The sequence below is a fragment of the Facklamia sp. P12950 genome, from assembly GCF_050409465.1.
Taxonomy (GTDB): Bacteria; Bacillota; Bacilli; order Lactobacillales; family Aerococcaceae; genus Facklamia.
In genome coordinates, this window is record NZ_JBNUPK010000001.1 from 46,510 (window position 1) to 69,715 (window position 23,206).

The 23,206-nt window shown below is 35.7% G+C and carries 24 protein-coding genes and 1 pseudogene; 17 read left to right on the plus strand and 8 right to left on the minus strand.

What is annotated here, in order from left to right; translation table 11 throughout:
• Positions 1–17 precede the first annotated feature (17 nt).
• Entirely contained in the window at positions 18–599 is a 582-nt protein-coding gene (gene dhaL / locus ACQV2Q_RS00275; protein ID WP_428881635.1) for a dihydroxyacetone kinase subunit DhaL, read from the plus strand.
• Entirely contained in the window at positions 596–970 is a 375-nt protein-coding gene (gene dhaM, locus ACQV2Q_RS00280; RefSeq protein WP_428874045.1) for a dihydroxyacetone kinase phosphoryl donor subunit DhaM, read from the plus strand. The genes dhaL and dhaM overlap by 4 nt, the downstream gene beginning before the upstream one ends.
• Positions 971–1,295: 325 nt before the next feature.
• Here dhaM and ACQV2Q_RS00285 read toward each other — a convergent pair whose 3' ends face one another.
• A complete protein-coding gene (locus tag ACQV2Q_RS00285; RefSeq protein WP_428874938.1) occupies positions 1,296–2,690 on the minus strand; it encodes an alanine/glycine:cation symporter family protein in 1,395 nt (464 codons plus the stop codon).
• A 702-nt stretch (positions 2,691–3,392) separates the two neighbouring features.
• On the opposite strand from ACQV2Q_RS00285, the gene ACQV2Q_RS00290 reads away from it, so the two are divergent.
• The 4 genes from ACQV2Q_RS00290 (at position 3,393) to ACQV2Q_RS00305 (ending at position 6,420) form a co-directional block, all read left to right on the plus strand.
• The gene (locus tag ACQV2Q_RS00290; protein WP_428874047.1) at positions 3,393–3,689 is read left to right on the plus strand and encodes a DUF6110 family protein; all 297 of its coding nucleotides are present in this window, start codon (positions 3,393–3,395) and stop codon (positions 3,687–3,689) included.
• On the plus strand, positions 3,679–5,742 hold the full coding sequence (locus ACQV2Q_RS00295; protein WP_428881636.1) for a heavy metal translocating P-type ATPase: 2,064 nt from the start codon (positions 3,679–3,681) through the stop codon (positions 5,740–5,742). The genes ACQV2Q_RS00290 and ACQV2Q_RS00295 overlap by 11 nt, the downstream gene beginning before the upstream one ends.
• A 133-nt stretch (positions 5,743–5,875) precedes the next feature.
• A complete protein-coding gene (locus ACQV2Q_RS00300) occupies positions 5,876–6,085 on the plus strand; it encodes a hypothetical protein (RefSeq protein WP_428881637.1) in 210 nt (69 codons plus the stop codon).
• Between the two features lie 8 nt (positions 6,086–6,093).
• Positions 6,094–6,420, plus strand: coding sequence for a GNAT family N-acetyltransferase (locus ACQV2Q_RS00305; protein ID WP_428881638.1), 327 nt, complete (start codon positions 6,094–6,096; stop codon positions 6,418–6,420).
• Between the two features lie 69 nt (positions 6,421–6,489).
• Here ACQV2Q_RS00305 and rbsB read toward each other — a convergent pair whose 3' ends face one another.
• From rbsB to ACQV2Q_RS00335, 6 genes are read right to left on the minus strand one after another with little or no spacing between them, the layout of a single operon-like run.
• The gene (rbsB, locus tag ACQV2Q_RS00310; RefSeq protein ID WP_428874935.1) at positions 6,490–7,416 is read right to left on the minus strand and encodes a ribose ABC transporter substrate-binding protein RbsB; all 927 of its coding nucleotides are present in this window, start codon (positions 7,414–7,416) and stop codon (positions 6,490–6,492) included.
• Positions 7,417–7,437: 21 nt separating this feature from the next.
• Positions 7,438–8,391: an ABC transporter permease gene (locus tag ACQV2Q_RS00315; RefSeq protein ID WP_428874051.1), complete on the minus strand. Its 954-nt coding sequence runs from the start codon at positions 8,389–8,391 to the stop codon at positions 7,438–7,440.
• Positions 8,391–9,872 carry a sugar ABC transporter ATP-binding protein gene (locus ACQV2Q_RS00320; RefSeq protein WP_428874933.1) on the minus strand — a complete coding sequence of 494 codons (1,482 nt, stop codon included), beginning with the start codon at positions 9,870–9,872 and terminating at the stop codon, positions 8,391–8,393. Before ACQV2Q_RS00320 ends, ACQV2Q_RS00315 begins: the two co-directional genes overlap by 1 nt.
• Before the next feature lie 11 nt (positions 9,873–9,883).
• Entirely contained in the window at positions 9,884–10,282 is a 399-nt protein-coding gene (rbsD, locus tag ACQV2Q_RS00325; RefSeq protein ID WP_428876346.1) for a D-ribose pyranase, read from the minus strand.
• Positions 10,257–11,165 (minus strand): ribokinase, encoded by a 909-nt coding sequence (gene rbsK / locus ACQV2Q_RS00330; RefSeq protein WP_428874054.1) that lies wholly within the window; start codon positions 11,163–11,165, stop codon positions 10,257–10,259. The genes rbsD and rbsK overlap by 26 nt, the downstream gene beginning before the upstream one ends.
• A complete protein-coding gene (locus tag ACQV2Q_RS00335; RefSeq protein ID WP_428881640.1) occupies positions 11,165–12,145 on the minus strand; it encodes a LacI family DNA-binding transcriptional regulator in 981 nt (326 codons plus the stop codon). Before ACQV2Q_RS00335 ends, rbsK begins: the two co-directional genes overlap by 1 nt.
• Positions 12,146–12,614: 469 nt before the next feature.
• On the opposite strand from ACQV2Q_RS00335, the gene ACQV2Q_RS00340 reads away from it, so the two are divergent.
• The 6 genes and pseudogenes from ACQV2Q_RS00340 (at position 12,615) to ACQV2Q_RS00365 (ending at position 17,857) form a co-directional block, all read left to right on the plus strand.
• A complete protein-coding gene (locus ACQV2Q_RS00340; protein WP_428874056.1) occupies positions 12,615–13,244 on the plus strand; it encodes a TetR/AcrR family transcriptional regulator in 630 nt (209 codons plus the stop codon).
• On the plus strand, positions 13,207–14,556 hold the full coding sequence (locus tag ACQV2Q_RS00345; RefSeq protein ID WP_428881641.1) for an MATE family efflux transporter: 1,350 nt from the start codon (positions 13,207–13,209) through the stop codon (positions 14,554–14,556). Before ACQV2Q_RS00340 ends, ACQV2Q_RS00345 begins: the two co-directional genes overlap by 38 nt.
• Positions 14,557–15,037: 481 nt before the next feature.
• A pseudogene (locus ACQV2Q_RS00350) lies at positions 15,038–15,220 on the plus strand (YdbC family protein).
• A 515-nt stretch (positions 15,221–15,735) separates the two neighbouring features.
• Positions 15,736–15,879 carry a hypothetical protein gene (locus ACQV2Q_RS00355; protein WP_428874058.1) on the plus strand — a complete coding sequence of 48 codons (144 nt, stop codon included), beginning with the start codon at positions 15,736–15,738 and terminating at the stop codon, positions 15,877–15,879.
• A 586-nt stretch (positions 15,880–16,465) separates the two neighbouring features.
• Positions 16,466–17,011 (plus strand): hypothetical protein, encoded by a 546-nt coding sequence (locus ACQV2Q_RS00360; RefSeq protein ID WP_428881642.1) that lies wholly within the window; start codon positions 16,466–16,468, stop codon positions 17,009–17,011.
• A gap of 66 nt (positions 17,012–17,077) precedes the next feature.
• On the plus strand, positions 17,078–17,857 hold the full coding sequence (locus tag ACQV2Q_RS00365; RefSeq protein WP_428881643.1) for a dimethylarginine dimethylaminohydrolase family protein: 780 nt from the start codon (positions 17,078–17,080) through the stop codon (positions 17,855–17,857).
• Positions 17,858–17,945: 88 nt separating this feature from the next.
• Here the strand turns inward: ACQV2Q_RS00365 and ACQV2Q_RS00370 are convergent, their stop codons facing one another.
• Positions 17,946–18,575 (minus strand): phosphatase PAP2 family protein, encoded by a 630-nt coding sequence (locus ACQV2Q_RS00370; RefSeq protein WP_428881644.1) that lies wholly within the window; start codon positions 18,573–18,575, stop codon positions 17,946–17,948.
• A gap of 156 nt (positions 18,576–18,731) precedes the next feature.
• On the opposite strand from ACQV2Q_RS00370, the gene ACQV2Q_RS00375 reads away from it, so the two are divergent.
• From ACQV2Q_RS00375 to ACQV2Q_RS00395, 5 genes are all read left to right on the plus strand, one after another.
• The gene (locus ACQV2Q_RS00375; RefSeq protein WP_428881645.1) at positions 18,732–20,279 is read left to right on the plus strand and encodes a BCCT family transporter; all 1,548 of its coding nucleotides are present in this window, start codon (positions 18,732–18,734) and stop codon (positions 20,277–20,279) included.
• 110 nt (positions 20,280–20,389) lie between these two features.
• A complete protein-coding gene (locus ACQV2Q_RS00380; RefSeq protein ID WP_428874063.1) occupies positions 20,390–20,620 on the plus strand; it encodes a hypothetical protein in 231 nt (76 codons plus the stop codon).
• A gap of 145 nt (positions 20,621–20,765) precedes the next feature.
• Complete coding sequence (locus ACQV2Q_RS00385) at positions 20,766–21,521, plus strand: SDR family NAD(P)-dependent oxidoreductase (RefSeq protein ID WP_428874064.1); 756 nt, start codon at positions 20,766–20,768, stop codon at positions 21,519–21,521.
• A gap of 11 nt (positions 21,522–21,532) precedes the next feature.
• Positions 21,533–22,270 (plus strand): SDR family NAD(P)-dependent oxidoreductase, encoded by a 738-nt coding sequence (locus tag ACQV2Q_RS00390; RefSeq protein WP_428874065.1) that lies wholly within the window; start codon positions 21,533–21,535, stop codon positions 22,268–22,270.
• A 121-nt stretch (positions 22,271–22,391) separates the two neighbouring features.
• On the plus strand, positions 22,392–23,006 hold the full coding sequence (locus ACQV2Q_RS00395) for a glutathione S-transferase family protein (protein WP_428874066.1): 615 nt from the start codon (positions 22,392–22,394) through the stop codon (positions 23,004–23,006).
• Positions 23,007–23,206 lie beyond the last annotated feature (200 nt).

Here is a 23,206-nt window from a genome sequence, read left to right on the forward strand (position 1 = left end):
AAGGGTGAATCTTTTAAATGAATCTAGAGACTGGAATTCGTTGGATGGAATTATTCAATGAAAAAATTCAAAACGAAAAAGACTATTTAACACAACTAGACACACCTATTGGCGATAGTGACCATGGAAATAATATGTCTCGTGGCATGACCCATGTAATTAAAGCGATTGAAGACGAAAACCCAAAAACGTTGAATGAATTGCTTCAATTAATGATGAAAAATATGCTAAGTAAAGTTGGTGGAGCCTCAGGGCCACTATATGGGTCAGCCTTTATGGGCATGATGAAAGCTGAATCATCAGCTGAAGACTGGGCAAGTGTTTTAAAAGCTGGGTTAGAAACGATTCAAAAGCGTGGAAAAGCAGAACAAGGCGACAAAACAATGGTAGATTTATGGATAGCTGTTGTAGAAGCAGTTGAGACTCATCAATTAACCCACGAATTAATTGATGAAGCAGTGGAAGCAACGCAACCATTAAAAGCTAAAAAAGGACGAGCCTCTTATGTGGGAGATCGATCTATTGGCCATATTGATCCAGGAGCTTACTCCTCAGGCTTATTATTTCACGCAATGCTAGAAGCGGAGGCAGAACAATGAAAAAAACTGGAATTGTGATTGTTTCACATGTTCATGAGATTGCGGAAGGAATTCATCGTTTGATTCAACAAGCAGCAGCAGATGTTGATGTGCAAGTAGTAGGCGGTATTGATCAAAACGAAATAGGGACGAACTTTGATACCGCTTTAGCAGCCATCAATAAAAACTCAGCTGAAAATTTATTGGCATTTTATGATCTAGGTAGTGCAAAAATGAATCTAGAAATGGCTATGGAAATGAGTGATAAAACAATCAAAATATATGATGTTCCAGTCGTAGAAGGAGCATATACCGCTGCAACTTTATTACAAGCCGGTGTCGATCAAGAAAATATCGAGGCACAACTAGAAGAAATGCATATGGTAAAATAACGGATAAAGTTTATTTATTAGTAAAGAAAATCATCAGTAGCTTAAAATGTTTTCCCTAGATTGCTAAATACTTGGAGAAAATAGTGAGGGTTTAACTTTAATGGCAGCACCGCGTTAAAAACTCTAGCCGCATCCTAAAGAGTAGGAGAGCTAGAGTTTTTCAATTATTTTTTTAAAGAACTGGTCCTATCTATTTTTTAAATTAGTGGGATTTTTATTACACATAGTTTGCGAATATTACAAGAATTGATATTTGGATTATATTTAAAGACCCCCAAAGTTGATTTGAATTCAACTTCAGAGGCCTTTTTATACTTTAATAAAACTAACTTAAATCCTCCCGGTTATAGAGCTGATGCGCTTTATAGCTATCTAGAATCCGTTTAGCTTGAGGCGCTAATAAAAGGAGAGCAATCATGTTTGGAAAGACCATCAGCCCGTTAAAGAAGTCTGACATGGTCCAAACAAAGTCGATTTTCTTAGTGAGTGATGATCCTAAAACGATAAAGAAAATGACGATAATACGATAAGGTAAAAGCCCTTTTTTACCAAATAAGTAACGAATATTGGTTTCTCCAAAATAGTACCAACCTACAATAGTGGTAAAGGCAAAAAAGGTTAAACAAAGAGCTAGAAAGGATGTACCTAACGTACCAAAAGCGGAAGAAAAAGCTTCTTGCGTGACTAAAGCCCCCTCTAACCCTTTTTCATGAGCGCCGGTAACGAGAATTACCATTGCAGTAGCGGTTCCAACAACGAGCGTATCAATGACAACACCAACAATCGCTACTAAACCTTGTTCAGCAGGATGTTTTACGTTGGCCACTGCGTGGGCATGTGGTGTAGAACCCATACCTGCTTCGTTTGAGAAGAGACCCCTTGCGACCCCGTATCGAATGGCTTGTTTAACGGTGACACCAATCGCTCCACCCATCATAGATGTAGGTTTAAAAGCTTCCACAAAAATCGATTTAAAAGCAGGACCGACTTGATCTTTATAGAGAACCATTACGACGATGACGCCGATAATATATAAAGCAGCCATGAATGGCACAACTAATTCGGCAAAGTTAGCAATTCGTTTCATACCACCCATAAAAACTAAAGCAGCTGCAATTGCTATCAAAACACCAACGATAATTGGGTTAATACCGGTAGCCTCATTGACAGCGGCAGATATCGAGTTTGATTGCACTAAGTTCCCAATAAATCCTAAGCCAATAATAATTGCTACTGAGAAGAAGCCGGCTAAGAATTTGCCTAAGGTTTTTTGTTTTATCCCTTTACTGATATAAAAGGCAGGCCCTCCCACAAAGTTATCATCACGCACTTCACGATATTTCTGAGCTAAAACGGCCTCGCCAAAAATTGTAGCCATGCCAGCAAAAGCAGACATCCACATCCAGAAAATAGCACCAGGTCCTCCTGCCATAATAGCTGTAGCAATCCCAGCAACATTACCTGTTCCGACTTGAGCAGCAATGGCTGTTGCTAGGGCTTGGAATGAAGACATGGTACCGGCTTCTTCTTTTTCCTTTTTACCAAAAACGCCGCCAAAAGTCTCTTTAAACGCTGTTCCAAAATAACGAAATTGCGGAAAGCCAAGATAAAAAGTATAAAAAATACCGACCGCTATAAGAATATACAAAAGAACACTGGACCACATTAAATCACTCAAATGAGTGATATTTTTCACAAAATAACTGACTAAAGAATTCATCTCTTCCCCTCCTAAATTTTTATTTAACTAAATTGTATGATAAAAGGGTATAGCAAGTCAATGATTTTTATGAAAACGAAACCATTTTTTTCGAATTAAAAAAAATTAGCAAAAATTCAAATGAAATAAAAGTGTTTTTGTGAAAGATTGATCAATTGACAAAGCTTACTTCAGCAAGCCTAATTGCAATTTTAGGGTAGCGTAACGAAATAAAAAGTGAATAAAATAGGAAAGAAACAGTACTTAACAATTAAACTGTATATCTATTTGAATTTAAACAAAGAATGGGTCTGTTTTGCTAAAACTACTCCACAAAATAATAATCCACTAAGGGACAAGTCACTACCTAATCTAAGAAAAAACACACTAATCCATTGCAGTGGCCATAATTTAAAAGATCGAATCAAAAGCCCAAGGTCATCATAACGCTCCTATTAATTGCTGGTTCTATCGATAAGTCATTCTATTTTTAACTTCTCAATTTGAATCTAAGCTGATTTACTATAAAATGATTGCGCATCTGTTTGATTTAACAATTATTTATGTCTAACATTAGAGCGTATGGGAACGAGTTTTTTCAAAACGAAAAGCAAACATTATCACTTGTGGACACGATAAGAATTGAGCCCTGGACCCATTAATTGAAACTTACTTTTATCAGTGCTATAATTATTTAAATATAAATAGAAAGAAGGATTTAAAATGTTAAAGAATTTAAAAAAGGCCACAAAAATCAGCAAATCATCTGGTTTATTCCTCGGAGGAGCTCTATTTGGAACACTAGGGTTAAAAGTTTTAACGAGTAAAAAAGCTAAAGAAACTTATGCTCATGTAATCGCAAAATCTTACCAATTAAAAGATGAGCTTGATGCGAATGTATCAACAATTAAACAACATACCGATGACGTTTTGTCAGATGCTCAAGAAATTTATCTTGCCCAAAAACAGCAAGAGCAAGCCGATAGCATTGAGGATATAGCAGGCGCTAATGAAGTTTAAAATTTGTCATCAAAACAAAAGTCGAGTAAGAGTTAAGTGTTCTTTTTTACTAACGTTATCCGTTAGAGAAATGATTAAGGAGGAGGCTCAACTCCAACCAGCTATTCAAAAAATAGTTTTCTATCATGATGAAAGGACAATGGCTGTCTTTGTTCATAAAGATTACTCGATGGCACACGCCCTCAAATTTTTAAATAGTTTGACTGAAGATCAAGTCATTAGATGTTTACAAGAGCCCTATCGCAAAGAAAAGACGCCTTATGCGATTGTTTCGAAGGAACTGAGCCTGTTTGTGCTGAGACGTCTATTTCTACCTCAACCTATTCAGTATCTCTATACCCTTTATTTATCCACTAAATATATAGAAAAAGCGCTTCAATCGTTAGTATCGCAGGATATAAATATGGAAGTTTTAGATGGCGCTGCTATTTTAACTGCCATATTGATTGGACAGCCTAAAACCGCTAGTTCCATTATGTTTATCATGGGATTGGGTGATCAATTAAATGACTGGACCAATAAAAAGTCAATTGCAGATTTGGAAAGCAGTATGAAAGATCCTACTAAAATGGTATGGTTGTTAGACAGTCAAGGGAATAAGCTTGAGCGTAATGCTAAAGAAGTTCAGTTGAATGACATTATAATCGTGTCTGAAGGAAAGGAAATTTTATTTGACGGGGTAGTGGATGCTGGCTCAGCCATGGTCAATGAAAGTTCGCTTACCGGAGAATTTTTCCCTATCCTTAAGCAAGAAGAAGATCAAGTCTTTTCAAATACAGTGATCGAATCGGGAGAATTATCTATTCGCGTTACAAATACCACGTTAAATTACCGTATCCACGAATTGATGTCTCTAATGCGTCAATCAGAAAATCAAAAAGGCACTCAACAAACTAAATATATTGCTCTAGCTGACAATCTGGTTAAGTACAATTTTTTAGGTGTCATTCTTACCTATTTATTCACTGGATCCTTGCGAAGAGCCCTATCGTTTCTATTAGTTGATTTCTCTTGTGCTTTGAAGCTTTCGGTTCCTATTTCTTACTTAACGGCAATTAAAGAAGCAGTTGAGAAAGAAATATTAATTAAAAGTATGGATGTCGTGGAAAAGTATAATGACATCGATCTGTTTGTCTTTGATAAAACCGGGACTTTAACTGTATCCGATCCTAAGGTTTATAAAACCGTCTCTTTTGATGATTATGAAACCGAAGATGTTTTACGAATGGGCGCTTGCTTAGAAGAACACATTCATCATCCATTGGCTAAAGCCGTAGTGAACGAAGCCCAAGAAAAAGCTATTGTCCATGATGAAATGCATGGAAAGCTCCATCATATTGCGTCGCGCGGGATCTTATCAACCATTGATGGAAAAGAAGTAGTCATTGGTAGTTATCTTTTAATGACGGATAAAAAAATTGCTATTTCTGAAGAACAAAAAGCCGTTATTAATAACTATGAACAGCAATACAACCTACTCTATCTTGGTTACAACGGAAGATTAATTGGTCTTTTTCTAATTGATACCCCGCTTCGTCCGCAAGCGGCCAAAGTCATTCAATGGTTACAAAGTAAGGGCAAAGAAGTTGCGCTTCTTACTGGTGATACCAAAGAGCGAACTCAAAATCTTATGAATAATATATCCGTTCAATATTTACAAACAGAAGTGTCACCAAATGATAAATATCAGTTCATTGAAGAACAAAAACGTTCAGGTAAAAAAGTCATGATGCTTGGAGATGGGCTCAATGATTCTGCTGCACTATCGCTTGCAGACATAGGGGCAGTTATGAATGATGCTGCTGATATTTGCAAACAAACAAGTGATCTTGTTTTATCAAATAATCAATTAGAAAGTCTAATGGAATTGGCTGAAATTAGCCATTTATTAGATAAAAGAATAAAGAAAAATGTTAAACAAACCATTGCGATTAATAGTGGGCTCATTTTATTAGGTGTTTTTGATTTATTATCACCAAGTTCCCTATCAATCCTACATAATTTGACAACGACTGGCATAATTTTAAGAAGTATGTCAGGTTTTAAAAGATAAAAGGAATAATCCAGTATTCGCTTTCTCTTAAAAAAGCTGGTAGATTTACTTTGCCTTATCCTAGTTAAACCTGAATATCAATTGCAATGCCTGTTTAATATAAAGCAGCCCTGTATTAAAATGGGGGATTTCTATGAAAGTAAGGTATAAAAATTTATGGATACGTGATGCAGAAATAGCAGATGCTGCCAAACTCTGTCAATGGTGGAATGATGGGAAACTAATGAAATATTTGGGCTTTCCCAATGGACTAGGCAAATCAGTCGAAGAAATCGAAGATAAGATTGAAAATTATACCGATGAAAAGGTCGGCTCCTACTCATTGAGTATCAAGGTCAATTAATTGGTGAAATGTTTTATGATAACTTGGGGAATCAAGTCACAGAAATACATATAAAGATTTGTGAAGCAATTTATCGCAATAAAGGCCTGGGTCGAATTATTCTGAGTTTACTGATTAAAGAATTATTTAATCAAGGCTATCAAAAAATTATTTTAGATGTTAATCTTCAAAATACTAGGGCCCAACATGTATATGAGCTACTAGGGTTTAAAAAGTTGCGGATTAACGATGACTCATGGGTCGACCAACTTGGTTGTAGCCAATCCAGTGTTGACTATGAGTTAGTGGAAAATGATTTTAGGGATTATGCTACAGATACTAATATAGGTGGGTAAAAAATAATGAAGACCTCAGGGCACTAAATAAGTGTCGTGAGGTCTTAAAACTATTAAATGAAAAGTGAATTATTTTTCTTCTAGTGTGTCTTTAATTACTAATTCTAACGGAGAAGCAATGGATTCTTCAACTTTTTCTCCTTTTAAATGATTGATGGCAGCTTCAACCGCTAAATGTCCCATTTCTTTAGGTTGTTGAGCGATCGTTGCAGCCAACTCACCTTCTTTGACCGCTTCCAAGCCATCGTCATTGCCATCAAATCCTATCACGAGAATTTCTTCTTCTAAACCAGCAGCTTTAATAGCTTCAATAGCCCCTAAAGCCATTTCATCATTTTGAGCAAAGACAGCTTGAACATCAGGGTGTGCTTGAAGAAGATTTTCCATAACAGTTAATCCTTCTGAACGGTTAAAGTTAGCAGATTGACTAGCGATAAGCTCTAATTGATCTTTGGCTCCTTCTTCAAAACCTTCCCCTCTTTCGTTTGTTGCAGAAGCGCCTGGAACACCTTCTAATTGAATAACTTTTGCACCTTTTCCAATCTTTTCAATAATGAATTCAGCAGCCATCTTACCGCCATCTAAGTTATTAGAGGCTACTAATGAAACAACTTCACCTTCTGCAGCGTTTCTGTCAATGGTAATAACAGGAATTTTTGCTTCATTAGCATTTTTAATAGCTGGGACTATAGCATCGGAATCAACGGGATTAATGAGTAAAATATCTACTCCTTGAGTGATTAAGTCATCCAGTCCATTAAGCTGTGTTGTTGCATCATCTTGTGCGTCAACAATTTTAACAGTGGCTCCCATTTCTTTTGCAGCCTCTTCAACACCTTCTTGTAAATCGACGAAGAAGGGATTATTGGTAGTGGAAATTGCTAGACCTATTGTATATTCTTCTTCTGCCTTAACCTGTAGGTTAGCAGTTAAACTTGATAGAACAAGTGGTAAAATAGCGAACAAGGCGATAGTAATTTTTTTAATAGATTTCATTTGAATGCTCCTTTTATATAGTTATTTTTCTTTTCGATCTAATAGAACAGCGATTAATATAACGATACCTTGAACAATTTGTTGATAAAAACTAGATACTCCAAGTAAGTTTAAACCATTATTCAACGTACCAATGATTAAAGCGCCGACTAAGGTTCCAATGATGCGGCCATGACCTCCAGCCATACTTGTACCACCAATGACAACAGCAGCGATGGCATCCATTTCATAAGCGACTCCAGCAGTTGGTTGCGCTGAGTTTAATCGTGAAGTTAAGATTAAACCTGCAGTGGCAGCCAAAGCCCCGGAGATAGTGTAGACAATAAGTTTAACTCGATGACTATTAATTCCAGCAATATAAGCCGCTTTTTCATTTCCTCCAACGGAAAAAGTTTTCCGTCCAAATGTTGTGCGATGCAAAAGCATGTAGAGAATGCCAAAAACAACCAACATTAGAAGAACCGGCACTGGAATTTTCCATAAATACCCCCTTCCAATGGATTCAAAAAATTGCCCCCCTTCAAATTTAGTGAGAGGATTTCCTCCCGTTAGTACCAAAGTTAATCCGCGATAGATAGTCATAGTTGAAAGGGTAGCAATAAATGGAACAACCTTCCCCTTAGTTATAATTAATCCATTAATTGCTCCTAAAAGTCCCCCAAGTAAGACCCCAATTAAAACAGCAAGTATAGGGCTCATACCATACATCATTAAGTATGCGACTATCGCGCTTGACAAAGCTAAGACAGAGCCGACCGACAAGTCAATACCCCCAGTGATAATGACAAAGGTCATACCGAATGCTATAAAGGCATTAATTGAGACTTGTCTAAGCAAATTAAGTAAATTATTTATTTTAATAAAATTTGGATTTAAGAGGGTAACGAGAACAAACAAAACAATTAAGGCCAATACTGGACCTAATCTTCTTAAATCAAATTGCTTTTTCGATGATTTCTTTTCAACTTTATCCATTATTTTCCTCCTGTAGCTAAAGTCATGATGCGTTCTTCCGATAATTCTTCATGGGACAGACAGCCATTCAGTTTTCCTTCATGAATAACAAGTACACGGTCACTGACTCCAATTATTTCAGGTAAATCACTTGATACCATTATGATACCAACACCTCGATCGGTTAATTCACGCATCAACAAGTATATTTCTCGTTTAGCACCGATATCCACTCCACGGGTAGGTTCATCCAAAATTAAAATTTGAGTTCCAGCAGCAATCCATTTGGCTAAGACCACTTTTTGCTGATTCCCACCAGATAGGGAAGTCACTGGTAGATGCATATCCATTGTCTTTATAGCCAAACGTTCGATGAGTAACTGCACAAAATCTTCTTCTTCCTTGGTGTGAATTAAACCGTTTTTAGAAAATTCTTTAAAGGCAGTGATTCCAATATTTTCTTTAATCGAAAAGTCTAAAATAAGGCCTTCCTCTTTACGGTTTTCAGTTAAGTAACCAATTCCTTGTTTAATAGCATGAAGTGGTGAAGAGAGAAGCACAGGCTGATTATTAATTTTAATAGTTCCGCGCTCAATCGGAAGCAAGCCGAAGATAGCCGACATAATTTCTGTACGTCCTGCTCCCATCAGTCCAGACACACCGAGTATTTCCCCTTGTTTCAAAGTGAAAGAGATATCCTCAAATTTTTCACTCACCGTTAGCTTGTTAACTTCTAAAAGTGTACGGCCAACTTCTGAACGTTTACTCGGATAGTAATCCCCAATGTCTCGACCCACCATTGCACGAACAATTTCTTTCTCATCCGTGTTGGTAACATCTTTAGTCATAATCGAAATGCCATCGCGCATGACAGTGATACGGTCGCTTATTTGAAATATTTCCTTCAAGCGGTGCGAGATGTATACAATTGCGACTCCTTGTTGCTTAAGTTTTTGGATTATAGAAAAGAGTGTATCAATTTCATGGTCTGACAAAGCAGCTGTTGGTTCATCCATGATAATGACAGAAGCATCGTTCATCAGTGTTTTGGCAATTTCAATTAGTTGTTGTTGACCGATACTGAGTGTTCCCATCAAGGCATCAAGATCAATCTGAATACCTAATTCTTGCAAAATAGTTTTAGCTTTTAATTTCATGGTAGCTTGGTCACAGAAAAGGCCATATTTGGTAAGCTCTTTCCCCATAAACATGTTTTCTAAGACGGTCATCTTTGGCCAAGTTATCAATTCTTGATGAATAAAGCTAACGCCATTATTTTCAGCATCTTTGGGATTATCAAACAATGATTCTTTTCCATTAATGGTAATCTTTCCTTGGTCAGCTGATAATAGACCGGTTAAAATGTTCATTAAAGTTGATTTTCCAGCTCCATTTTCACCCATTAGTGAATGGACTTCTCCACTTCTTAAGTCGAAGTTTACTCCTCTTAAGACTTGGTTGGCTGCAAACTGTTTATGGATATTAGTCATTTGAATTTCCATAATACTCCCCCCTAGAAAATGACGCCTGATTGCAAAATAATATTTGCATAAGGAGTCGCCTCACCTGTTCTTATGATCGCTTTGCTTTTATGGGTCTGCTTCTTGAATGAGTCATGATCTATAAATTGAATCTCAATAAGTGGATTTACTAATTGCTGGATTTCAGCTAGCAAATTCGGATTATATTGTTTGATTTCTTCGGCGAGAACAATCCGTTCAATTTTCATATCACTCATTACTGTTTTTAAAACACTGATAAAATCAGGCTCACCTAAGCGAATAGCTAAATCAATTTTTTCTACATGCGTTGTGATAGGAAGACCACAATCTGCAATTGTTAGTTGATCAGTATGGCCCATATCGGATAAAACTTTGGAGATATGACTATTTAATATCCCATGTTTTTTCAAAATATACACTCTCCTTCATTTGTTTGATAGTAGGCATTCCTTTTTGAGCCCCTTCTTTTCCGATTGATAGGGCGGCGGCTAAGTTGGCAAAACGAATTGCTTCTTCGAGTTCGAACTGGTTGCCAATAGCAAAGGCGAGCGCACCATTGAATGTATCACCAGCCCCAGTAGTATCTACAATTTGATCAACTTTATAGGAAGGGACTTCAATAAGTTCATGTCCATTATGAAAGACGGCCCCTTGAGCTCCTAAGGTTACAATCATTTTGTTCGGATATTGAGCCAGAACTTCTGCCATTTCTTGATCTGGGAACATTAAGCGAAATTCATGTTCATTAGGTGTGATGTAATCGATAGCTGCCATCAATTGTGGATTAAATGAGCGAGCGGGCGCAGGGTTATATATTATTTGACAAGAGGCATCAGCCATTTGTTGTATAAGGGTTTCAACCGTTTCGATGGGACTTTCATTTTGGATTAGAATTAAATCACAGGTAGTGAGAAATGCTTGCTCTTTTAGAACTTGTTCGCTTGAATAAGCATCATTAGCTCCCGCTACATAAATGATCGTATTTTCGCCTTCAACAACATTAATAATGGCAGAACCTGAAGGAAGCTGCTTCTTTGTTTTAATGTGTGAAACTTCAATCCGGTTATTTTGCAAATTGGCTATTAAACTTTCACCAAATTTATCAGCTCCCACTGCTCCTAACATATAAGTTTCTGCACCCAGTCGGCTGGTTGCAACGGCTTGATTAGCTCCTTTGCCACCAAAATAAGTTTCAAAGTATTCCCCAAAAATAGTCTCTCCAGCTTGGGGTCTTCGTTTAGAAGTCACCACAAAATCAGTAGATATACTTCCAATGACTGCAATTTTTACCATTATTTTACCTCCCTTAAAGAATTTCTTTTTAATAATCGCGGTTTGACTTGGATGATTTTAGACATTTCAGGATCTATTTGTTGGTTAATAATGGCTAGTAACAATTCTGTTCCCTGATAACCTATTTTATAAGCCGGTTGTTCAATGGTAGTTAAACTCGGATGGGCATAGGCTCCAAAGACAATTCCATCATACCCAATGATTTGGACATCTTCTGGGATAATAGAACCTAATTGATTCCAAGCTTGGATAAGGGCTAAAGCATAGATATCATTAGGAGCAATCACCGTATCAATATTGGGATAGTCACGAATAATCTCCTTGGCAACTTGATCTGCAAATTCTGTCTGGAAGGACGGAGTAGAATATATCTGATAGTCGATTTTATATTGATCAAATACAGACTGTATTCCTTGTAAACGCATTTTAGACACTTGAATATCCATTGGACCCGTCATAATCAAAATAGAGCCATAATTAGTTTCAAGAATAGTTTGTCCAATGAGTTCTCCGCCATAAAAATCATCAGAGATTACTGCAAACTGGTCTTGATCATTCATCCGGTCTAATGAGACGGTTGGAACGTCCTCAGGTGTGTCTAGATGAGTCCCATCAATTTTGATTAATCCAGCGACTTTATATTGTTTAAAAAAATTAAGATAGTTCTCACCAATCGTTTCTTGGCCTTCGGTATTGCCTAATAAAAGCATATAGCCGTGTTGCAAGGCACATTGTTCGACTCCCTTGATTAAAGAAGGAAAATAAGGGTTAGTAATATCCGGAACCAATAAACCAAGAATTTTCATCGACTGTTTATTTAAAGATCTAGCAATTTCATTAGGGATATAATCTAATTTTTTAATCGCCGAAAGAATCTTGTGTTTGGATTGTTCGCTCACATAACCACTGTTATTCATCAGGCGCGAAACAGTTGCGACTGAAACGCCTGCTTCATTTGCCACATCACGAATTGTTACCAAAAACTTCACACCTCCATGTGTAACCGTTTACACACATTATTATATTAATTTTTTTTAGTTTGTCAAGAAGAAAGGTTTAATGAGTTTTTGTATTATCTAAAGCCCCTAATTCGCAATTCAATTAGGAGCTTAAAAAAGTGAAACGTCTCAAACTTACTCAAGCGTTATAATCCTACCGATTAAAAACGAAGGAAGCTGTATTTCAACCTATTTTAACAACCCATATTGTTTCAATGAATGAATTAAAGGACGCACTCTAAGGGACACGACTAATAAGTGTCTCAGAAGCCGTTAAAAAATTTAGACGTAAACTATTTAATATTTTCTTACTTCTTTGTATGGAACGAGATTTGCACGGGGGGGTAAAATTTAGAGCATTCTTTTTTATAAAAACTCTTGACTCTCTAAAGTAAGAATAATAAACTATTATCGACGATACCGTCGGTATATAAAAAAAAGGGGGGGTTGCATGTGCTCGGCTAGGCGATTAAAGCCAGAAGAAAGAAAAAATGAAATTAAAGAAGCAGCCAGAAAAGTATTTGTTAGTAAAGGGTTCGCTAATACTACGATGGAAGATATTATTAACGAAACGACCATGTCTAAAGGAGGCTTCTATCATTATTATAAAAGCACCATTGATATTCTTCATGACCTAATGGTTGATGGGATACATTATAGAAATGAAGTAATCAAATCCAACTTAAGTGAGTTCAAGCAAGGGTATGAAATAGAGTTTATAGCAAAACAACTTGTCGAAAAAATACTGGATGATAATTTATATATGGAAATTTATGTCCAATTTTTAATTGAAAAAAAGAGAAGCAAAAAGCTCAATAGTATCTTTAACCAGTTAAAAGCACAAAGTAGGGAAGAATTTAGTCAGCTTCAAAGGAATGTTCCAGAATTTTTATTGAATGATGCACTCTATGATTTTGTGACAGATTTTATTAATTCAATGATTTTAGGGGCAGATATTTTAGAAGCTAGAGATAATTTTAAAAAAAATAAAGAAATTATAGAAAAAATGTTTGTAGCACTTTTCAAAGAAGGGAGAAAACAAAATGGAAAAAACAATGAAAGAAAGACTTTTAACGGATAATCTTGTTCGACTTATGTTTCATCAGGCTGTTCCAGCTGTACTCGGTATGCTCGTTATCGGACTGTTTCCTTTGATGGATGGAATTTTTGCTGGAAATATTTTAGGAGAAGCTGCCATGACGGCTTGCTCTGTTTCTGCGCCGATTACTTTTGTAAATAATGGCGTATCGACATTGATTGGAATAGGGAGTGCTTCTATTTTATCAAGAGCCTTAGGAGAAGGTGATCAGGAGAAAATCGATAAGATAATGGGGAACTTAGTTTATTGGGTAATTGTATTATCACTTTTGATTACAGTATTTGGAATCTTTTTATCTCCTTATTTTTTAGATTTATTAGGAGCAAGTGGAGCAATCAAAGAGCTAGGTCTTCGATACGTGAGAATTATTTTCGCAGGGTCATTTTTTATCAATTATGTTCAATCATCTAATATGGTCATGCGAGGCGAAGGCCAAGTAAAAAAGGCTATGCTGATAATGGGGCTTGGAGCAATTCTCAATATAATTCTTGACCCTATTTTCATGATTGCGATGGGAGAATATGGAATAGAAGGAGCAGCCTTAGCTACAATCTTGGCTCAATCCGTTCAAGCAGGGTTTACCTTGTATTATTTCCGTTATAAGAGTGATGTTGTAAAGATAGGAAAAATCAAAAAGGCTAATGAACTTTCTAAAGAAATGGTGGGGGTAGGTATTTCAGCTATGCTCATGCAGATTTTATTTATGGTTCAACAAAGCTTGTTATATCGACAAGCCTTTCAATATGGAAGTGATGAGTGGGCAACACTAATGGCTGCGACCTTGAGGTTTTATGGCTTCTCATTTATTCCACTTTGGGGTATGAGTCAAGCCCTTCAACCTATTATAGGGGCTAATTTTGGAGCGAAGCAGTATGCAAGAGTTAAAGAAACGATGAAGATTTTTATCCTATCAGGTACTATATTATCTTTAGTGTTCTACCTACCGGCACAATTTTTCCCTGCAAGAATATTTGGTTTATTTAATGTGAGCGAAGAAATTATCCAACGTGGAGTGGGGCATTTTAGACTGTTTTTCTCAGTATATATACTTTATGCAGCTATGAATATGGCAATCACATTTTTCCAATCGATTGGCAATGGTAAAAAAGCTGGGATTATTGTTCTGTTAAGACAACTTATTTTATTCGTACCAGCTTTGCTTATCTTACCTGGAATGTTTGGAAGTGGGGCTGTTTGGTGGGCAGAAGCACTAGTTGATTTGATTGTAATTCTTATTGCTTTAGCCATGATGGTCCAAGAAATAAAAGCTTTTAAGCAAACGGAATTGATTTAATTTTTAGTGCCAATTAACCAATGGTGGAGGGAGGAGAAGGCAACCCAATTCTTTAAGAGTTTATCTATATTACAAGAATGGTTACGTCTCTACTAAAAAGCTAAATGTTACTGCTAAAATGGAAATAATCATTAAAAGCCAATCTTTGCATAATTTTTTTGTTATATATGACGGATTATGGCAAGCAGTACTTAGAAAGAAATTTCAGCTCAGGTTTCACTACTCACTATAGATGAATAATTCTTGTGAAAGAAACCCATTTAGAAAGAAATTTAAAAGCAAAAGAATATCCGTAATACGATCAAGCACTTGTCTCTTAGAGATAAGTGCTTTTGATTATAATAGTTTTTAGTCATCGAGGCTTATGGTAAATTAAACTGGAAGGATTAGTGATAATAATGACGGTAATGAAGACTATAAGATGGATAGAAACAGAGGGTGGCTATTCGTTTAAAAATAAGACTACTTTAAAAGGGCAGCTATTACTTACAAAAATATTGAAACCATTGGGAGTCTTTCCGCTAATAAAGGATGGTCTAAAGAATTCAATCTTCTTTCATGGAATAAGTGTCCTGCTAAATAGGGCCTTGGAGATTGTTTACCTGATCATGATAAGATGGGCAAAGGAGTTACTTTAACGGATGAGGAAGTCAAGCAATTATGAGTTATTAAAAACAATGGAATCTTAACCGGTTAAAGGGTAATTTTAATCAGTGAAGGGCACTCTTTTTTAGGCGTAATGTTTAATGGAGCCAACAGTTAGGAGGCTTCGTTTCTAATCCTAATCAATTTACCTTTGAAGGGGAAATTTCAGGACTGAAATTAGCTACTTTTAAATTCTCAATGCCAGCAATAGGTCGTGGTTTGTTCACTAGCTCTCTTTCCCTGACATGAAATAAGTTCTAAGATCTTGAGACGATTAGGATCGGCGATTGCTTTTAGTAATAAACTAAGTTCTTCTCAATTCATTTACATTCTCCTATATAGACGGTTGTCTATCTATGGCTTCGTTTTACTCCTCATAGCTTGTAAGTCAAAAAAATAGAGTTTAAGCAGCAGGAGCGTCTTTTATATCGGTCATTCCGAAGTTAGATTCTCTAAATATTAACTATGAATAGCTAAGACTTTAAAGCGTTTTTTTGATAAAATTAATGAGACAAATCAATTGGAGTGAAAATATTGGAAAAAATGAATCGAGCGATTGCAAAGCTGATTTTATCGTTCAAAGAGCTAAATGGTATCGGCAATAAATCAATACTTAAACGATTAAAAGAAAATACAAACATCTTGCAGGTGGATAGTTTTAAGACACTAGCTTTTTAACCAATTAAATATACCGATGCTTAATAAAGCTTTAAATTGAACAAATAAAAATTGGGAGACTATCTATCAAGCATGCGATTAGACACACACCTATTAGCATTTTCGACTATAGTGAACGTTTAGGAGAAGCCTTTCGATTAAAGCAAAGTTTCAGTGGAAATGTAAAATATATCGATAAATAATCTGCCCTTCCTATATTCCGAGAGGAAAGTGTAAGACAGTTCAACTTATTAATGGAAGAGTCTAGAGAAAAAAGTTGAAAGATTATCTATTGAAAGAAAGGAGCATGAAAAGACAAAAGCAGGAGTGGAACAAGCTGATTTATTTGAAGAGATAAGCTATGAATTATAATGCATTGTTAGAAAACCATCACTTTGTTTTTGGAGGAATAGTGTATCCTACTAGAACCAAAGCCTATGCTGGAACTTTTTCATTTTATAGGAGGACAATAGGTTACAAAGTTTTACTAAAAAGCCTAAATAATAGAAAGATTACAAACGGACATTCACTAACCCCACCTATAAACACTAAAAAAAGGGAGTGAATTTCATGAGAATTTAGCAATCTAATTAAGGAGCTGATTTATATGAATGAATTAGAATTAACTTTAAAAACAAATCAATTAGTAGAAATTTATTCTGAATTTAGTAGCAAAAATGAAGAATATTTTTCACTTGGATACTTAATTGCAATTGAAGACGACTTCTCAACTCTAATTTCAATTAATGAATATGGAATGATTGAGAGTTTTCAATATAGGAAAAATGCATTTATATCCAATATCGTTTCTTCAACTTGCTATCTTAAAAATTTTAAAAAAATAATTGATTATAATAAATCAATTAATCTTTACGACCCATATTCACTGACCAAAGATTATGAACAACAATTTCAAGGAAAAGACCCAATCAATGAGCCTATCTTAGTGAATAAACAAGTATCTATTATAACTACCGAGAATGATTTTATACTTCAAGGTAGGATTATAGAAAAAACCAAGGAATCATTTGTTCTTTCTTCTTCAACAATCGATGATTTGACTGAAAATCAGTTATACGAAATCAAACATGAAGACATTGTCCTAATTGATTTGTTAAGTATTGATAATAAATTAATTGAACAAATAAAATAAATACAAGTCCTTGAATAAATACAATAGTGCCAACACATCAATAACTAAAAAAACAGGAGGAATTACATGTTAAAATTTTCGCATGCCATCGTTAGAACACCTAGTCAATCAATGTTAGAAGGTATTACGACTGGAATGTTCTCTAAAGAGCAACCAGTTTATGAAGATGCCTTGGTGCAACACGCTAACTATGTCAAAGCATTGGAAGAATTAGGAGTAAAAGTCACTGCTTTAGAGCCTTTAGAAGAATACCCTGATTCTTGTTTTGTTGAAGATCCAGCTGTGGTTATGGCAGAGTTTGCGATTGTGACTGATTCACCCAAAGAATCGCGTAATGGAGAAAAATATGAAATGAAAAAAGTACTTAAGGATTTCTATAAAGAAGATCAAATCTTTTACATTGAGGCACCCGGAACTATGGAGGGTGGAGATGTGATGCTAGTAGATAAGCATTTTTATGTGGGCTTATCCGATCGAACTAATCAAGAAGGGGCTAAACAATTTGACCAAATTGTGCGCCAGTTTGGCTATACTTCTTCAACAGTGTCGGTCACAGAAGGACTGCACTTAAAAGACTTTGTTATTTATTTAGAAAATAACAATATGTTAGTTAGTCCGGTGATGAATAAGGTCGAGGATTTCCAAAAATATAAGCGATATGTGGTTGAAGCGGAAGAACTCTATGCCATCAACAGTCTTTATATCAATGGGACGGTGCTGGTTCCTGAAGGTCACCCTAAAACACAAGCACATATTGAAAGTTTAGGTTATCCTGTAAAAGTAGTAAATACTGATGAATTTAAGAAAATTGACGGTAGCTTAACGTGTTTATCTTTAAGATTTTAAGCTAATTAAAAAAAGAGTCCTGCTCAATGTACCGACCCCCTAAAACCTTGTTCGGGTTTAAGGGGTCAGTACAATTGAGCTGGCTTTTTTATTCAATCACATTCTTGTTTAAAATTAATTTTTGAGCTAAGACCACCCAAGCGAAACTAATCATCCAGCCGCCTATAATATCCGAAGGGAAATGTACTCCTAGATAAACGCGGGAATAACCAACTAGAAAAGTATAAATTAAACCTAAAGTTAAAATTTTATAAAAGTGCTTGCTACGCCAACATAAGACCATTATGGCAAAGATAGCGGTAGAACTAATCATAGCATGACCAGATGGGAAAGAATAAAAGTTTTCTTCGATTAAAAGATTGAGCAAATCTGGTCGGTCTCTTTGGAAAATCAACTTTAGAATTGTATTAATAACCAAAGTTCCCGGAATAGCTATCAATAGGAAGTGCATTTTATTAAAGGCTCTTTTTTTAAAAAGCATTAAAAGGATGATGGCGAAAAAAATTAAGACTGGTATGGCACTTGAAGAGTGGGTAATAAAGAGCATGATTTTGTCCATCAAGGGATTTTGAAGGTCGCGTACCCAGCTTTGAATGGGAGTATCGAAAGTTACCAATTCATTTTTTTTAATTTCTAAACCTAAATGGACAAAAAGTGTGGTCAGTATGGTGAAGATAAAATAAGCACTAGTAATTTTACCAATAATTTTTTTGGTCATAAGGGCATCCTTTCTATTGAATACTTATAAATATTAACTATATAAAATCTTGTCAAAAACAACAAGTCTTAAGATGAAAAATGGGTAAATTTTACAAACAAAGTCAATTTTGATAGTATAAAAGCCCTGTTTTAAAATAAATTTAGGAGGAATGAATTGAAAAAGTTAAAAGAAATTTCAGTATATCATGCATCGCTTATAACGTCATTTTTATTAGTTATTTTAGGTATTTTTATTCCTAATGAATTAAGTGTTGGAACACAAATTTTAAAAGATCAGGTGGCAAACAATTTTGGTTGGCTTTATCTTCTACTCATTCCACTAATATTATTAGTTTGTATTTATTTCATACTTAGTCCCTTAGGCCAGATTCGCTTAGGAGAACCCGACTCAAAACCTGAATATTCGACCACTTCTTGGGTAGCTATGATGTTTTTCGCTGGTATGGGAATTGGGCTTGTTTTTTACGGAGCGGCAGAACCTTTGTCACACTTTGCTATTTCGACTCCGATTGCTCCAGCAGGAAGTCAAGAAGCGTTAGCGGATGCCTTTCGCTTTACTTTTTTCCATTGGGGGATACATGGTTGGGCGATCTATGGTGTGGTAGCACTTGCCCTAGCTTACTTTGGTTTTCGTAAGCAAGAAAACTACCTATTATCTCATACTTTAAAACCTTTACTAGGAAATAAAGCAACGGGCTGGATCGGAACAGTAGTGGATACAATAACGATTGTTGCCACTGTTATTGGGGTCGCAACTACTATTGGTTTTGGCGCAGCCCAAATTAATGGTGGGTTAAATTATTTGTTTAATATCTCTATTTCTAATAGTGTCCAAATTATTATTATAATTATCACAACGATCTTATTTATACTTTCTGCTATTTCAGGGTTAGGAAAAGGGGTTAAAATTCTTTCCAATTTAAACCTGCTTTTAGCGGGCTGTCTATTAGCCATTGTCGCTATTGTAGGCCCGACTGTCGGTGTTTTAAACACATTTACAGAATCATTGGGTAATTATTTACAAAATTTTATTGAAATGAGTTTTCGATCAGCCGCTTTTGATAGGGATAAGAGGGAGTGGATTAATACTTGGACTTTGTTTTATTGGGCATGGTGGACTTCATGGTCGCCCTTCGTGGGGATTTTTATAGCCCGTATTTCGCGCGGACGCACCATACGTGAGTTTTTAACGGTGGTACTTCTACTTCCTACGCTATTAAGTTTTATTTGGTTCTCTACTTTTGGAACTTTAGCAGCCAATGTTCAAATGAATATAGCCGACTTAACAGCTTTTGAACCCGAACAGTTGCTATTTGCAACCTTTAACTATTATCCTTTAAGCGGCCTTCTTTCTTTAGTGGCGATTATTCTTGTTGTCTCATTTTTTATTACGTCAGCGGACTCAGCGACTTTTGTTTTGGCCATGTTGTCGGAAGAAGGTAATATCAAGCCTAATAATAGAACTAAGATTACTTGGGGATTTACACTTTCAATTATTGCGGTTGTCTTACTATTGTCTGGCGGTTTACTAGCTATTCAAAATGTCTTAATAATCGTTTCCTTACCCTTTGTTTTCATTCTTATTTTAGTTATTTTATCCCTCATCAAAGAATTGAATCATGAACAAAGAGAAATGGGCTTAACCATTACACCAGACCGATTACCTAATTCAAACGATCCCTTTAAATCTTATGAAGATTAAGTGGGCGACTTATTTAAACTTCCTGTATCAGCAGGAGGTTTTTTTAAGCCGTCTGGTTTGCCACCGAATATGGATAAGAGGATGCTTTTAATAGAGAAGGAGGGGGTTAAATGGAATATAGTCGTGAAGAAAAAGATTTTGTAATCAGTTATTTAAAAGATCCGAATAGCTATCAAGATGCTTTTAAAAAAGAATTGCAAGCTTTTATAGAACTTACAGAGATCGGTGACTTATATATCAACACTTTATTACAGGAAATGCTTCAAGAAGATATGCTTCAACTGAATGACCCGCCCTATACGGAATTTAAATATAAAGGATTAAAATTATTTTTATCCTAACTGTTTAAAATTTTAACAAATGTATTTATAGCAACCCTAAGGACGTTTTTACGAGTCGCTTTATTAGCCAATTTTCTTAAAGTGGCGTATGATTAAAATATGCAGATGTTATAGATTCAAAAATAAATTATAAGGGGGAAATAGAATGGAGCGCTTAAAAGATAAAGTGGCAATAGTAACAGGCGGGGCTGGTGGAATTGGTTCAGCCATTGTCCGCGCCTATGCTAGAGAAGGGGCAAAAGTAGCAATCGTCGATCTTAATCAAGAAAAAGGCGAGGCTTTAAGCCGTTCTCTAAATGAGGAGGGATATAATACCTTCTTTATCAAGACTGATTTGACAAAAAAATCAGCCTTAGAAACGTGCATTCAAGGGGTTGTTGACCGCTATCATCAAATCGATGTGTTGGTCAATAATGCTCATGCTTCAAGGATGAAGAGCTTCTTAGATATTACAGAAGAAGATTTAGCTCTATCAATGGAGTCTGGTTTTTATGCTACCTTTTTCTTGAGCCAACTAGCTATTCCATATCTTAAAAAGACTAAAGGAAATATCATTAATTTTGGTTCAGGAGCAGCCATTAAGGGTGATAACCATCAAGGGGCTTATGTAGCAGCCAAAGAAGCGATTCGTGGGATTTCGCGTGTGATGGCGAATGAGTTTGGTAAAGATGGTATCAATGTGAATGTCATTTCACCTATAGCCTATTCTGAAGGTGTCGATGCTTGGCGTGCTGAAAACCCTGAATATTATGAAAAAGTCGTTCAAGGTATTCCACTCCAAAAATTTGGTGATATTGACAAAGATATCGCACCAGTCGCAGTTTTTCTAGCAAGTGATGAATCACGTTACATCACAGGTCAAACATTTATGGTCGATGGAGGAAGTATTAAATTATATTAGGAGGAAACAAAATGGAAAGATTAGAAGGTAAAGTTTTAATTATTACTGGCGGCGCTCAAGGGATGGGGAAAGTGCATGCAGAGGTCGCTTTAGCTGAAGGAGCTAAGGTTGTCATTACTGATATTAATGAAGAAAAAGGGAATGAAGTTGCTAAAGAACTTGGTCAAAATGTTCTATTTGTTAAACAAGATGTGACCAAGGAAAGTGACTGGAAAAAGGTAATTGATGCGACAATGGATAAATGGGGCAGGATAGACTCGCTCGTTAATAATGCAGGTATCACTTATAATATGAAAATTGAAGATGTTTCATTAGACGATTACATGAAAATTGTGAATATCAACCAAGTTTCCGTCTTTTTAGGTATTAAAGCCGTAACACCTATTATGAAGCAACAAAAGTATGGTTCTATAATTAACATTTCTTCTATGAATGGTTTAGTAGGTGGGGCGATCGGATATACAGACACTAAGTTTGCGGTTAGAGGAATGACGAAATCAGCAGCGAGAGAGTTATCTCCATATAATATAACCGTTAATTCTGTCCATCCTGGTGTAGTACACACACCAATGTTAGAACAACCGGGTGTTAAGGAAGCGGTTGATAAATTTAAAGAAACTATTCCTATGCGCCGAGTGGCTCAGCCTAAAGAAGTTTCTAATTTAGTTGTATTCTTAGCTTCCGATGAAGCAAGATATTCAACTGGCTCTGAGTTTGTCATTGATGGAGGAGTTACAGCTGCTGTTTAAAATTAGTTAGTTACTAGCTTACTCTTATTTTAAAAGCATGCTATCGAATTCACTCAATTATTTCCTATGACACTTTTTAATGCTATAATATAATCAATAAAAAAAAGAAAGGTTTGATAAAATGTTGAAATTATACTATGCACCTGGTACTTGTTCCTTGGCTTGCTGGATCGCTTTAGAATGGTCTGGTCTTGAGTATGAAACCATTCGTGTGGATTACAATGATCCTGAGTATCGTAAAATTAATCCTTTAGGAATGGTTCCTGCTCTTGAAATTGGAGCCGATCGTCCGATGACTCAAGCAGGAGCAATTTTACAATACATTGCTAATTCCGTTCCAGAAAAAGATTTAGGACCTAATGAAGGGTTAGAAAATGTTTTTGAGTTTGATGAAACATCTCTATTCCTTTCTGCAGATATTCATCCATCATTCTGGCCGTTCTTTAACCCACAGCGTTATACAACATCTGAAGACATAGATGTAATTGAAATGGCTCGTGCGGCAGCACCTGCTCGTATTGATGCGAACTTCAAACATCTTGATGATATTATTGGTGATTCTAATCACCTCTACCAAAATAAACGTACTGTGCTTGATCCATTAGCATTCATTTTTGCAACTTGGACTAAGAATTTAGAAAAAACGTATAAAGACTATCCAAACGTTAAGCGTATGGTAGAACATCTTAAGGAAGATCCAGCTGTTCAAAAAGTTCTTACTGAAGCTAATGAGTAGGTCAAAAGTGTTGATATAAATTAAAAACAAGAGACATGAAATTAAATTCATGTCTCTTATTTTTAAACAAAAACATTATAACAATAAGCTTTGTAAATATTTAAAATGACTAAGCAATGAGTGGTAAGTTGTATGTATCAACTATTTAAAGTGTTTTATTAAAGTGGATATAAAAAGTTAATCCTTTAAGATTAATCATT

Bases quoted from the DNA above. Each gene is read 5' to 3' on its own strand.
- ACQV2Q_RS00305 (WP_428881638.1), top strand. From the start codon at position 6,094: ATGTTTTATGATAACTTGGGGAATCAAGTCACAGAAATACATATAAAG.
- dhaL (WP_428881635.1), top strand. From the start codon at position 18: ATGAATCTAGAGACTGGAATTCGTTGGATGGAATTATTCAATGAAAAA.
- ACQV2Q_RS00315 (WP_428874051.1), bottom strand. From the start codon at position 8,391: ATGGATAAAGTTGAAAAGAAATCATCGAAAAAGCAATTTGATTTAAGA.
- dhaM (WP_428874045.1), top strand. From the start codon at position 596: ATGAAAAAAACTGGAATTGTGATTGTTTCACATGTTCATGAGATTGCG.
- ACQV2Q_RS00370 (WP_428881644.1), bottom strand. From the start codon at position 18,575: ATGACCAAAAAAATTATTGGTAAAATTACTAGTGCTTATTTTATCTTC.
- ACQV2Q_RS00345 (WP_428881641.1), top strand. From the start codon at position 13,207: ATGGAAAAAACAATGAAAGAAAGACTTTTAACGGATAATCTTGTTCGA.
- rbsB (WP_428874935.1), bottom strand. From the start codon at position 7,416: ATGAAATCTATTAAAAAAATTACTATCGCCTTGTTCGCTATTTTACCA.
- ACQV2Q_RS00340 (WP_428874056.1), top strand. From the start codon at position 12,615: ATGTGCTCGGCTAGGCGATTAAAGCCAGAAGAAAGAAAAAATGAAATT.
- ACQV2Q_RS00320 (WP_428874933.1), bottom strand. From the start codon at position 9,872: ATGGAAATTCAAATGACTAATATCCATAAACAGTTTGCAGCCAACCAA.
- ACQV2Q_RS00295 (WP_428881636.1), top strand. From the start codon at position 3,679: ATGAAGTTTAAAATTTGTCATCAAAACAAAAGTCGAGTAAGAGTTAAG.
- ACQV2Q_RS00365 (WP_428881643.1), top strand. From the start codon at position 17,078: ATGTTAAAATTTTCGCATGCCATCGTTAGAACACCTAGTCAATCAATG.
- ACQV2Q_RS00385 (WP_428874064.1), top strand. From the start codon at position 20,766: ATGGAGCGCTTAAAAGATAAAGTGGCAATAGTAACAGGCGGGGCTGGT.
- ACQV2Q_RS00390 (WP_428874065.1), top strand. From the start codon at position 21,533: ATGGAAAGATTAGAAGGTAAAGTTTTAATTATTACTGGCGGCGCTCAA.
- ACQV2Q_RS00290 (WP_428874047.1), top strand. From the start codon at position 3,393: ATGTTAAAGAATTTAAAAAAGGCCACAAAAATCAGCAAATCATCTGGT.
- ACQV2Q_RS00285 (WP_428874938.1), bottom strand. From the start codon at position 2,690: ATGAATTCTTTAGTCAGTTATTTTGTGAAAAATATCACTCATTTGAGT.
- ACQV2Q_RS00395 (WP_428874066.1), top strand. From the start codon at position 22,392: ATGTTGAAATTATACTATGCACCTGGTACTTGTTCCTTGGCTTGCTGG.
- ACQV2Q_RS00380 (WP_428874063.1), top strand. From the start codon at position 20,390: ATGGAATATAGTCGTGAAGAAAAAGATTTTGTAATCAGTTATTTAAAA.
- rbsK (WP_428874054.1), bottom strand. From the start codon at position 11,165: ATGGTAAAAATTGCAGTCATTGGAAGTATATCTACTGATTTTGTGGTG.
- ACQV2Q_RS00360 (WP_428881642.1), top strand. From the start codon at position 16,466: ATGAATGAATTAGAATTAACTTTAAAAACAAATCAATTAGTAGAAATT.
- ACQV2Q_RS00300 (WP_428881637.1), top strand. From the start codon at position 5,876: ATGAAAGTAAGGTATAAAAATTTATGGATACGTGATGCAGAAATAGCA.